Source organism: Bacillus pfraonensis (assembly GCF_050768835.1).
Taxonomy (GTDB): Bacteria; Bacillota; Bacilli; order Bacillales; family Bacillaceae_G; genus Bacillus_A; species Bacillus_A pfraonensis.
This window is the reverse complement of the sequence record NZ_JAHCDO010000039.1, coordinates 20,457-31,265: the sequence shown is the minus strand read 5'-3', so window position 1 is coordinate 31,265 and position 10,809 is coordinate 20,457. Positions and strand designations below refer to the sequence as shown.

Genomic DNA, 10,809 nt, shown 5'->3' with positions numbered 1-10,809 from the left:
TGATATATAACCTTCGTTTCCTTTATAACTAATCTTCGCCCAGCCGTTTGCTTTCCCTAAAATCGTTACTTTTTCTCCGTTTTTCAAGTTTCCTAGTATCGCACTGCTTGTATTCGCTTGGCTTCTCACTCGTAAACTTGTTGCGGTAATTATTCCACCTTCTTGTGCTTCATTTGTGATGTTTCCTGGTTTCTCTTCTTGCTTACCAGATTCTAGTTTCACAAACTCTAGTGATATATAACCTTCGTTTCCTTTATAACTAATCTTCGCCCAGCCGTTTGCTTTCCCTAAAATCGTTACTTTTTCTCCGTTTTTCAAGTTTCCTAGTATCGCACTGCTTGTATTCGCTTGGCTTCTCACTCGTAAACTTGTTGCCGTGATTGTTCCATTTTCCTGTGTATCATTGTGAATTATTGTTGATTTGTCGTTCTGAGGTGCCGTTATATTTTGTACAACTTCGCCAAATTTTAAAAACTCTAAAGAAATGTAACCTTCGTTTCCTTTATACTCAATTTTTGCCCAACCATTTGCTTTTCCTAAAACTTTAACTTTCTCATTTTTTGTAACATGTCCAATAATTGAATTTCCCAAAGCAGGACTATTCCTTACATTCAAATGTGTCGCTGTAACAACACCTATTTCTTTTTGTTCACTATTAATTGTTAGTTGTTGTTTCGCTTCAACAGTAGGCTCTGACACTTTCATCTTTAAAAATTGTAGAGAGACATAACCTTCTTTCCCATCATAAGAAATTTTAGCCCAAGCTTTTTCTTTTCCTAAAATCTGTACAGTTGTCCCTTGCTTTACTTTCCCCACAACTTTACTTTGTGTTGTCGGTTGTTCGCGTATATTTAAATTCGTTGCATTTACTATCGCTGAATTTTCATCTTGTGCAAAAGCATTTGTGGAAACAAGACATGCTGCAGTTACTAAAAATGTACTTGTTATGATTTGTTTTGTTGTTTGCTTCATCTGTTTATCAGAATATAAATAATGTTATATTCTTCAATCCTCCCTTGCTAAAATAAAATTACTATTTAATCTTAACACATGTATCTATATTCATTTTCCAAATATAATTATCAATTGTTTTCTAGCATAATCCCTCTTAGCAAATACTATCATTTTCTTCATTTGGTTTTTTTTGCATAAAATCTCTTCTGCTATGAAATATTACAAAAGGATGTATTTTAGATGGATTATTATTTGATATTTAGGAGGTCACTAATGATAAAAATCACTACTTTAACACATTAGCACTATCTTTATCCTTTTTTAGCGGTTTAAGTAGCGGACATGCCGCGAAATATGAATTTCATAACCTTGGCGTAAACGCAGTGGCTCAAGATGGAGATGATTCACAAGGAGATAGCAATGGCTCTCAAGGTGGTAACGGCTCTCAAGGTGGCAACGGTGCCAATGGTGGTAAAGTAAAAGGACAAGGTGATAAACTACCTAATACTGCAACACATTATCCTACAGCAATCTTAATGGGAATTACTACATTCCTATTTGGAATCACACTATTTGTTCGTAGAAAAAAAGTAAAATAATTAAACCAAAATAACTCCATCTATAAAATACATAATATAAATAGCTCAATTATAATATAAATGGACCTTCATCTAGAACTTTATAAATTCAAGATGAGGGTCCATTTTAAAACTTACACATTATCCTTTTTCAAAATATCAGGAGTATTTATGAAAAAAAAATTTAGATTGCAACTACAAATGACCAAAATATTATTGTTAGAAAAGACGAGATTCCCCTAACTTGTTATCTATTTTATTTCGTAGAGAATGCGCCATATTCAAGTTAATGTTATTAAGAAAATGGCATTGTCTGAAAATCAAAAAATTAATACGCCTTGCCCCAGTACACCATATGTTCAGCTTTTTCACCACAACATACACACGCTTCTGTTAATGATTCCTGCTCAAATGGCATACACCGTGATGAAACTCCTACTTCTTCTTTTAGTTTTTCTTCGCAAGCAAGCTCACCACACCACATCGCTTTGATGAATCCTTGCTTCTCATCAGCTGCTTGCTTCATTTCTTCAAAGTTTGTAATACTATATGTGTGTTCATCGCGAAATGCTTTTGCTTTATTAAATAGAGAATCGTGAATCTCATCAAGTAATGATGTAATACGCTCTTCTAATTGATCCATTGACACAAACTCTTTTTCCTTCGTATCGCGTCTGACAAGTACCACTTGATTCTTCTCTATATCTTTTGGACCAACTTCTAAGCGAATTGGAACACCCTTCATTTCATACTCATTAAATTTCCATCCTGGTGTTTTATTACTAGCATCTATTTTTACGCGTGCAACTTTTTGAATACTTCCTTGTAACTCGATTGCTTTTTCTAGCACCCCTTCTTTATGCTGAGCAATTGGTACAATGATAACTTGTACTGGTGCTACCTTTGGTGGCATCACTAGCCCATTATTATCGCTATGAACCATAATAAGTCCACCGATCATCCTAGTTGATACGCCCCAAGATGTTTGATGTACATATTGCCATTTTCCATTACGATCTAAAAATTTAATATCAAACGCTTCAGAGAAATTCGTACCAAAGTTATGAGATGTTCCTGTTTGAAGTGCTTTTCCGTCATGCATTAAGCTTTCAATTGTATATGTTGCTTTCGCCCCTGCAAATTTTTCCTTTTCCGTTTTCTGCCCTTTAATTACTGGAATTGCTAAATAATCTTCACAGAAAGAAGCATATAGATTCAAAATATCTAGTGTTTCCTTTTGAGATTCTTCTGCCGTTTCATGAATTGTATGACCTTCCTGCCATAAAAATTCAGTTGTGCGAAGAAATGGTCTCGTCGTTTTTTCCCAGCGCACCACTGAGCACCACTGATTATATAATTTAGGAAGGTCATTATAAGACTGTACAATTTTTGAAAAATGCTCACAAAATAACGTTTCAGATGTTGGACGAATACAGAGTCGTTCGGCTAATTTTTCATCTCCACCATGCGTAACCCATGCTACTTCAGGTGCAAACCCTTCTACATGATCCTTCTCTTTTTGCAGTAAGCTCTCTGGAATAAACATTGGCATATATACATTTTCATGACCAGATACTTTTAACTTTTCATCCATCACTTTTTGTATATTCTCCCATAATGCGTACCCATACGGACGTAAAATCATACATCCTTTTACACTTGAATAGTCAACAAGTTCAGCTTTTTTCACAATATCTGTATACCACTGGGCAAAGTCTTCTTCCATTTTCGTAATAGCTTGTACTTGTTCTTTTGCCATATTCTTTCCCTCCTTTAAAAAATAAAAAAAGCCCGCGTCCCCTAAATAGGGACCGAGCTTTTGCCGGCGTTACCACCCTGATTCATGTACAAAAATTGTACATGCTCTCTTTTGGATAACGGGAATTTCCCGCTGCATATGCAGAACGCAAAGGTAGGTTCCATGTCGCCTTTTTAAGAATCTTCCAGCCAAACGGATTCTCTCTCTACAAAAAAGGGGAGACATGTACTAATCCTTTTTCATCGTTATAACAAAGTAAATTTGCCTAATATCATAATATAAATTCTATTTTAAAACAATAACTAATTTTCTTATTTTTATATATTCTTTTCGTTTTTTGGGGGGTTTATACTGAATTTACACATAACTTTTCCGAAAGAGTTTTACAAATTGATGGGTAATCATGCCAATAATTGTTCCCACTAAAACAAAGAAACATGCAATGCCATACCCCATTCCATCCCACCCACCAATAGCGAAGATGGTAAACGGAAAGAAAGCTAAACAAAGAAGAATTAAAATAAGTGCAAATATAATATCAAACGACCTCTTTGGAAATTGCTTCTTTAATAAAAATGAAACAGCAAATACAACGAGAATTGTTACGACTCCAATTATAAAAAATACTTCAAATCCATCCATTCCATTCCCTCCTTCCATTCATTTCCTTATAATTTATTATATATTTAAAAATTCAAAAAATAAACAATATAATTTCTTCAGAAATAAGTTTTTATCACTAGGTATTAATAGTAATATATAATAATAAGTTATATAACAGGAGGTATATATAATGGACCATCCATTAACAAATCATGTAATTGTTTTATCTTTTGACTGTTTATCAGCTTTAGATTTTCCTATATTACAAGAACTTCCTCATTTTCGCTCTTTAATCGAACGAGGTGCAATTGCAAAAAAAGTAGAAGCTATTTATCCTTCTGTAACGTATCCAAGCCACGCTACTATCGTAACTGGTAACTATCCTAATAAACATGGCGTTGTAAGCAATACATTACTTCAGCCTGAAAGGGAATCACCAGATTGGCATTGGTACCGCCATTCCATTAAAGGAACGACATTATATGACGAGGCAAGAAAAGCCAATTTAACAACCGCTGCCCTTCTATGGCCTGTTACAGGAAGAGCAAAAATAGATTATAACTTACCTGAAATCTTTCCAAACAGACCGTGGCAAAATCAGGTCCTTGTTTCGCTATTTAGTGGAAGCCCTTTGTATCAACTAGATTTAAATCGTCGTTTTGGCCATATTAGAAACGGATTATCACAACCTGAGCTTGATGATTTTGTCCTAGCCTCTGCTGTACACACCATACAAACAAAAAAACCTAACGTCATGCTTGTTCACTTTACAGATTTAGATACACAAAGGCATTATCACGGATTTTCTTCTCCAGAAACAAGAGCCGCTATTCAAAGACACGATGAAAGACTCGGGAAGATTATCAAGGCATTAAAAGAAGCTGGTATGTATGACGAAAGTACAATTATTGCTCTCGGTGATCATAGTGCCCTCAGCGAGAATAAGGCGATTCAATTAAATGTTCTTTTCCATCAAAAAGGGCTTATTTCAGTAAATCAAAATGGAAAATTAACATCTTGGAAAGCTTATTGTCAAAGCTGTGATGGTTCTGCTTATGTATATGTAAAAGATAAAAATGATATCCAAACGATACAAACTGTCCAACACCTTCTTGAAGAACTTCTTCAAGATAAACAAAATGGAATCGAATCTATCCTTCATGATGAAGATGCAAAAGAGCAGGGGGCTGATGGAAACTGTCTTTTTATGCTTGAAGCAAGGGAAGGCTATTACTTCACCCAAAACTATACAGGAGACTTTATAAAAGAAATCACAGAAAAAGATGTAACTCCTAGTAAAAAATACACGTTTGGTACACATGGCTATTCTCCAACAAAACCAAACTATGAGACTATCTTTATGGCTGCTGGCAAAGGCATTCGTCAAGGTGCAATTATTCCATATATGCGTCTCATTGATGAAGGACCTACTATCGCGCGGTTACTCGGATTACATCTCGGTGAAACCGACGGAACTGTAATAGAGGATTTACTTCAATTGTAAAGAAGTTTGTATATATGTAAAAGTTACGTAAAACTTACCTCTGTTTCTCTTTTTCCCATTTTTATTTTTGTACACTAATGTTAGAACGACTTAAGGAGGAACATGATATGAAAAAAATGTCCAGACAAGAAAAAAGCTGGATATTGTATGACTGGGCCAATTCAGTATACTCCCTCGTCATTACAACTGCACTATTTCCAATTTATTTCAAAGCTGCTGCAAAAGAAGCAGGTCTATCTGGAGCAACTTCCACAGCTTTTTGGGGATATGCGAATTCTTTCTCTACACTTTTAATTTCTATCCTTGCTCCTATTCTTGGAACAATTGCTGATTATAAAGGATTTAAAAAGCGCTTTTTCACATTCTTTTTTGGGCTCGGTATTATATTTACAAGTATGCTAGCCATTGTTCCAACTTCACAATGGTATTTACTACTAGGCTGTTATATGCTCGCTTTAGTTGGATTTGCCGGAGCAAACATTTTCTATGATGCATTTTTAGTAGATGTCACAACAGAAGATAGAATGGATCGTATTTCAACACGCGGATTTGCGTTAGGTTATATTGGCAGTACGATTCCTTTTATCGGTTGTATCGCTCTGATTATCCTTGCACAGAAAGGAACCATCCCATTATCAGTTGGTATTGCTAGCCAAATTTCTTTTGCTATTACAGCTCTTTGGTGGGGGTTATTTACAATTCCAATGCTCAAAAATGTAGAGCAAACGCATTATATTGAACGTCATCCAAAACCGATTACAATGAGCTTTAAGCGTTTAGCTCATACATTTAAACATATCCGTCAATACCGTACTGTCTTTTTGTTCCTACTTGCTTATTTCTTCTACATTGACGGTGTCGATACAATTATTACAATGTCTACAGCTTATGGAACAGACCTTGGTATTAGTGCGACAAACCTACTTATTATTTTGTTTGTAACACAAATTGTTGCTTGTCCATTCGCTTTGCTATATGGAAAACTATCTGAAACGTTTAAAGGTAAGAAAATGCTATATGTAGGTATTACTATTTATATCATTATTTGTGCATACGCGTATTTCTTAAAAACAACACTCGATTTTTGGATTTTAGCCATGCTTGTTGCAACTTCGCAAGGCGGAATTCAGGCGCTCAGCCGCTCATACTTTGCAAAGCTTGTACCGAAAGAATCCGCAAATGAATTCTTCGGATTCTATAATATTTTTGGTAAGTTCGCAGCTATTATGGGGCCGGTATTAGTCGGTGTGACTACTCAACTAACAGGGCAAACAAATGCTGGTGTACTAAGTATTATCGTTTTATTTATAATAGGTGGATTCATACTAACACGAGTACCGGAAAATGCAACTTCTGTTACACCACCTGCTCCAAAATCAGAAACACTATAATAGCAAATGTCCCTCTCTGTATACAGAGAGGGACATTTGCTATTATTCTATCGATACCTTTTCACCACTAAAAACTCTACAGCTGGCTTTACAACAATAGCAGCACATAAAGCGAATAAAAGCGGTATATTTTGAAAATCAATCCACTTTTCAAAACCTACTGTGGCAAAAAATAAACCAAAAATTAATACGACTAATACATAGTATGTGATACTTGCGCTTGTTTTTAATACATGTTTTTCAAGCTCATTTTGTCCTTCTTCTTCACTCAATTCATCCACATTATCCCATGTTAAATATTTAAAAATAAAATATAACGCAATACTACAAACGAACAAAGCATACCAATTCACGCGGAGCTCTGTAAGCCAATGATAGAGCGCGAATGGTAGTGCGCTAACTGCCACTACACACATAAATAAAAAGCCTAACCTACTTTTCCCCAACAACGTCTCCCCCTACTGCTTATACAAAAATAATTGATCAACCGTCGTTCCTAACACTTCTGCTAAACGAAATGCCAGTGCTAAACTTGGATCATATTTATTATTTTCAATTGCATTTATCGTTTGTCTTGATACTTTACATTTATCAGCTAATGCACCTTGTGAAATATTCTTTTCAGTGCGTAATTCGTAAATTTGATTTTTCACATCTTTTCTCCTAACCTGTAAAATCGTTTTTACAACATCAGTATATATTTGGTGTATGCAGTTGTCAAAAAATTCCCATACAAAAAAGGGGCGTGAATCGCCCCTTTTCTAATAAAATTCCTACACCAAAGAATCCGTAACACCCTTTTGACTTGCATCCTCTTTTTTATTTCTAGCTTCTACATTTATTTTCATACGTAAAATTGGTAAAATCGCAAGTAGAATAAGTGACATTGCTATACAAAATACAATAATAAGTGAGGTCAGTTCTTTTAATCCCCCAGCTAGTGAATTTCCAATTAGCATAGTTCCCATAAAAAGCGGTAAAATTGTACCATTTACACGTCCTACCATATTCTCTGGTACAAGCTGAATCATAAGCGTTCCAACAACAATGTTAACACAAGCTAAACAAATTCCCGTTCCAAATCGCATCAAACTAGTAATCCAAAAAGATGTAGACAGTCCTTCCACAAGAAATGACATAGCCAATACAATCATACCAAACACAAACATTTTTTTCGGATTTACTTTTGAGGCAAAAACTGCCGCAACAACGCCTCCAATCAACATACCTATTCCATCCGCTGCTGCTAAATATTGAACAGCTTCCTTTTCCAATCCCAATCGTTCGATTACGAGAAATACCTCCAATGGATTTGTTAGCCCTACTGCTAAGCCGATAATGGAGAAAGTAATTGTAATCATACATAAATTTTTTGTTTGCAGGACATACAGCCAACCTTCTTTTATATCACTCAATAATAAAATATTCTCGGGTTTCTCTTTTTCTACCCACTTTGGTAAAAATGAAAGAGTAATAGCTGATAACATAAACAATCCAATTAAACTATATAGTGAAATAAACAGTCCAAGCTGTGTATAAACAATCGATCCTACAACTGGCCCAAAAATCATAAATAGCGACTGTAGTGTTTGATTTACTGCAATTGCGTTTGCAACATGTTTTTCTTCTACATAGCGTTTAAATATCCGTGAAGATGAAGGCTGAGAAAATTGTCCAACAATCGCTGAAACAAGCGCAGCAAAAAATATAGCCTGCCAATAATCCATCTTTAACAAGAAAATAATCCCTATAATAGATAACATACTTAGCATATCTCCTGCTACCATCGTTCTCTTCGGATTCCAGCGATCTGCTAGCGCACCACCAATGAATGAAAAAATAAAAATAGGCGCGTATTCCATAACAGATAATAATGAAACTGAAACGGGATCATTATTTGTTCGCTCCATAACGAAATACAAAAGTGCCATATTTCGAATCCAAATTGCAAACTGCTGTAAAATATCAGACGCCATAACAAGCATAAATGCTCGATTTTTGAATAAATCTTTCATGTTATTCCTCCTTTTTTAAACCGACCGTTCAGTCTAATTTAATATAAAAGAAAAGGTGCTGATTTAAGATTCAGCTGCCATTCCTTGTAGCAGTACATCAATTGCCTTCTTGTAAATGCGCTTCATTTCTGTAGGGTCTAGTTCATAGTAAAGTACCCCAAGCCCAGATAATAAACCATTTACAATGTACATAAGATCTCTAGTATCTCCTTGACGGAATTCTCCAGATTTCATACCTTCTTCAATCAGTTTTTCAAAAACACCGTATGATGCTCTTGCTAAAGCCAGCATTTCATCCAAAACTTCTTTGCTCACGACTTGATTTGTAGAAAACTCTTCTACTGCACTAAAAATAGGCTGTTGTATATCTTCCACATGGTACTCTGCAAGTCCGTATAATTTTTCAGTACTTGTATGAAACTGCTTTTCTTTTTCATTCCACTTTTCAAGCCAATCATACGTATGTTGTTTTACTACAAATAAAAATAATTCTTCTTTGCTTTTAAAATGATAATAAATGCTACCTTTACTACGCTTTGTAATTTCACAAATATCTTCCATAGATGTTGCAGCATATCCTTTTTGTGAAAATAACTCTTCTGCTTGGTACGCTATTTCTTTTTTTATCTCTTCTGCACTTTTTCTCATGTTCACACCTCACTTAAACCGACCGTTCAGTCTAATATTAACAAATCTAAAACCTCTTTTACAAGAGGATATATTCCTTATTTAGGAAAAAATATTTTCAAACCACATTTTAAGTGTATGAATCGCTCCGACTTTAAAAGCAAGTTTGACTATAAATACTCCACCTGCAACGAATAAAAATAATGCTACCTTCCCTTTATTTTTGATCTTTGGTTTCTTCTCCATGCTCATTCCCCTTATAACATCATATATTCCTTATTTATCAATACAATAAGCTTATAAACTCTTAAACAAACGTTTGTTTAGCTGATTTTATGCGGGTTCAAGCCAACTAATCAAACGTTTGTTTAAAAAGAAATACGCCCGTAAAGAGCGTATTTCTCATTAATCCCCACCACCGCCACAGCTACCACCATCACCGCCTGAAAAACCGCTGTCACCTCCAAAAGAACTTCCACAATCGTTGGAACTATCAGATCCTGCAAAGAAAACTGGTGTAGAAGCAGTAGTAGTTGTCGTACTATCACCATTTCCTGTTTTATAAAGATTTACTTTCCTTTTATTTTTCTTAATCGATTTTGCAATCATTCCCATTAAAACTAAAAACAATAATGCCGCTATCACAAAGCCCATTTAAGCCCCTCCCTTATTCTTCAAATAATTGTAATGCTCGTTCTATCTTCTCTAGGGAGATAAAACGTGATTCACGAAGTATCTCTCTCCCTTGATGCAATAATAAAACCGTTGGAGCTGTAAATACTAAATACTTGGATGAAATTTCTTGCATATCCTGTAGTGAAATTACAATATTTTCTACAGTTCGATATTCCGCTAATAAGTGATTTACTTTCTGGAGCATCACATCACAAACACCACAATTTTCAGTTTTGATAAATAACAGCACTAAATCTTTTGCCTCAATATATGCTACTAATCATTCCATCATTTGGAATTTTCTCATGTTATCCCTCTTAGCGCAATTTACTAAACACTTGATTTTGGTACATACGAAATGCTGAATTTCCTTTTATTTTTCTCTTCTCCATTAGCTGTTGAAATCGAAGAGTTTTTGCCGTTAACTCCTCTTTTAGTTTCACTCGTTCTACTTCATCGTAGCAACAAGCGATTAAATCTTCTATTTTCAATATATCTTTTTGTAATTCCATTTCTGCCGGAATCATACCAGCGTTTTTCAAAATTTTGTAGCTCATTCTAAGGTCTGGAGGTACCATTGAAATGTCTTCTAATTGTAGTGGTTTCCCTTTCCCCGGAAGGTCATCAAGGTCACCATTATTAATTGCTTGACGAATTCTTTCTTCAGCAATGCTTAAGAAAACATCCATGCCGCTCCCTCCCT

Annotated in this window: 14 protein-coding genes and 1 other annotated feature; of the genes, 3 read left to right on the top strand and 11 right to left on the bottom strand. The window is 35.0% G+C overall.

The window, feature by feature from the left end; all coding sequences use genetic code 11:
- On the bottom strand, nt 1–972 hold a 972-nt coding region (locus KFD70_RS25565; protein ID WP_431613460.1), incomplete at its 3' end, for an SH3 domain-containing protein.
- 365 nt (nt 973–1,337) lie between these two features.
- On the opposite strand from KFD70_RS25565, the gene KFD70_RS25560 reads away from it, so the two are divergent.
- Nucleotides 1,338–1,553, top strand: coding sequence for an LPXTG cell wall anchor domain-containing protein (locus KFD70_RS25560; RefSeq protein ID WP_420792368.1), 216 nt, complete (start codon nt 1,338–1,340; stop codon nt 1,551–1,553).
- 307 nt (nt 1,554–1,860) lie between these two features.
- Here the strand turns inward: KFD70_RS25560 and proS are convergent, their stop codons facing one another.
- Complete coding sequence (gene proS / locus KFD70_RS25555) at nt 1,861–3,291, bottom strand: proline--tRNA ligase (protein ID WP_336453280.1); 1,431 nt, start codon at nt 3,289–3,291, stop codon at nt 1,861–1,863.
- 44 nt (nt 3,292–3,335) lie between these two features.
- Nucleotides 3,336–3,543 (bottom strand) — a binding site (T-box leader).
- A 105-nt stretch (nt 3,544–3,648) separates the two neighbouring features.
- Nucleotides 3,649–3,933: a YesK-like family protein gene (locus KFD70_RS25550; protein ID WP_336453279.1), complete on the bottom strand. Its 285-nt coding sequence runs from the start codon at nt 3,931–3,933 to the stop codon at nt 3,649–3,651.
- A gap of 151 nt (nt 3,934–4,084) precedes the next feature.
- On the opposite strand from KFD70_RS25550, the gene KFD70_RS25545 reads away from it, so the two are divergent.
- Both KFD70_RS25545 and KFD70_RS25540 read left to right on the top strand, forming a co-directional pair.
- A complete protein-coding gene (locus tag KFD70_RS25545) occupies nt 4,085–5,398 on the top strand; it encodes an alkaline phosphatase family protein (protein ID WP_336453278.1) in 1,314 nt (437 codons plus the stop codon).
- A 107-nt stretch (nt 5,399–5,505) separates the two neighbouring features.
- On the top strand, nt 5,506–6,789 hold the full coding sequence (locus KFD70_RS25540; RefSeq protein WP_336453277.1) for an MFS transporter: 1,284 nt from the start codon (nt 5,506–5,508) through the stop codon (nt 6,787–6,789).
- Between the two features lie 47 nt (nt 6,790–6,836).
- On the opposite strand, the gene KFD70_RS25535 is transcribed toward KFD70_RS25540, so the two are convergent.
- From KFD70_RS25535 to KFD70_RS25500, 8 genes are all read right to left on the bottom strand, one after another.
- Nucleotides 6,837–7,235 carry a hypothetical protein gene (locus tag KFD70_RS25535; protein WP_420792367.1) on the bottom strand — a complete coding sequence of 133 codons (399 nt, stop codon included), beginning with the start codon at nt 7,233–7,235 and terminating at the stop codon, nt 6,837–6,839.
- Nucleotides 7,236–7,247: 12 nt separating this feature from the next.
- Nucleotides 7,248–7,499 (bottom strand): helix-turn-helix transcriptional regulator, encoded by a 252-nt coding sequence (locus KFD70_RS25530; protein WP_336453346.1) that lies wholly within the window; start codon nt 7,497–7,499, stop codon nt 7,248–7,250.
- A 63-nt stretch (nt 7,500–7,562) separates the two neighbouring features.
- On the bottom strand, nt 7,563–8,804 hold the full coding sequence (locus KFD70_RS25525) for an MFS transporter (protein ID WP_431613459.1): 1,242 nt from the start codon (nt 8,802–8,804) through the stop codon (nt 7,563–7,565).
- Between the two features lie 63 nt (nt 8,805–8,867).
- Nucleotides 8,868–9,452 carry a TetR/AcrR family transcriptional regulator gene (locus KFD70_RS25520; protein WP_336453275.1) on the bottom strand — a complete coding sequence of 195 codons (585 nt, stop codon included), beginning with the start codon at nt 9,450–9,452 and terminating at the stop codon, nt 8,868–8,870.
- 81 nt (nt 9,453–9,533) lie between these two features.
- Nucleotides 9,534–9,677 (bottom strand): histidine kinase, encoded by a 144-nt coding sequence (locus tag KFD70_RS25515; RefSeq protein ID WP_336453274.1) that lies wholly within the window; start codon nt 9,675–9,677, stop codon nt 9,534–9,536.
- A gap of 159 nt (nt 9,678–9,836) precedes the next feature.
- Nucleotides 9,837–10,085: a hypothetical protein gene (locus KFD70_RS25510; RefSeq protein WP_336453273.1), complete on the bottom strand. Its 249-nt coding sequence runs from the start codon at nt 10,083–10,085 to the stop codon at nt 9,837–9,839.
- Between the two features lie 13 nt (nt 10,086–10,098).
- Nucleotides 10,099–10,374 carry a thioredoxin family protein gene (locus KFD70_RS25505; protein WP_336453345.1) on the bottom strand — a complete coding sequence of 92 codons (276 nt, stop codon included), beginning with the start codon at nt 10,372–10,374 and terminating at the stop codon, nt 10,099–10,101.
- 49 nt (nt 10,375–10,423) lie between these two features.
- A complete protein-coding gene (locus tag KFD70_RS25500; protein WP_336453272.1) occupies nt 10,424–10,795 on the bottom strand; it encodes a DnaJ family domain-containing protein in 372 nt (123 codons plus the stop codon).
- Nucleotides 10,796–10,809: the final 14 nt, after the last annotated feature.

What these genes read in the sequence shown, in the direction of transcription:
- proS (WP_336453280.1), bottom strand. Translation starts at nt 3,291, where the DNA reads ATGGCAAAAGAACAAGTACAAGCTATTACGAAAATGGAAGAAGACTTT.
- KFD70_RS25550 (WP_336453279.1), bottom strand. Translation starts at nt 3,933, where the DNA reads ATGGATGGATTTGAAGTATTTTTTATAATTGGAGTCGTAACAATTCTC.
- KFD70_RS25545 (WP_336453278.1), top strand. Translation starts at nt 4,085, where the DNA reads ATGGACCATCCATTAACAAATCATGTAATTGTTTTATCTTTTGACTGT.
- KFD70_RS25540 (WP_336453277.1), top strand. Translation starts at nt 5,506, where the DNA reads ATGAAAAAAATGTCCAGACAAGAAAAAAGCTGGATATTGTATGACTGG.
- KFD70_RS25525 (WP_431613459.1), bottom strand. Translation starts at nt 8,804, where the DNA reads ATGAAAGATTTATTCAAAAATCGAGCATTTATGCTTGTTATGGCGTCT.
- KFD70_RS25520 (WP_336453275.1), bottom strand. Translation starts at nt 9,452, where the DNA reads ATGAGAAAAAGTGCAGAAGAGATAAAAAAAGAAATAGCGTACCAAGCA.
- KFD70_RS25515 (WP_336453274.1), bottom strand. Translation starts at nt 9,677, where the DNA reads ATGGAGAAGAAACCAAAGATCAAAAATAAAGGGAAGGTAGCATTATTT.
- KFD70_RS25510 (WP_336453273.1), bottom strand. Translation starts at nt 10,085, where the DNA reads ATGGGCTTTGTGATAGCGGCATTATTGTTTTTAGTTTTAATGGGAATG.
- KFD70_RS25500 (WP_336453272.1), bottom strand. Translation starts at nt 10,795, where the DNA reads ATGGATGTTTTCTTAAGCATTGCTGAAGAAAGAATTCGTCAAGCAATT.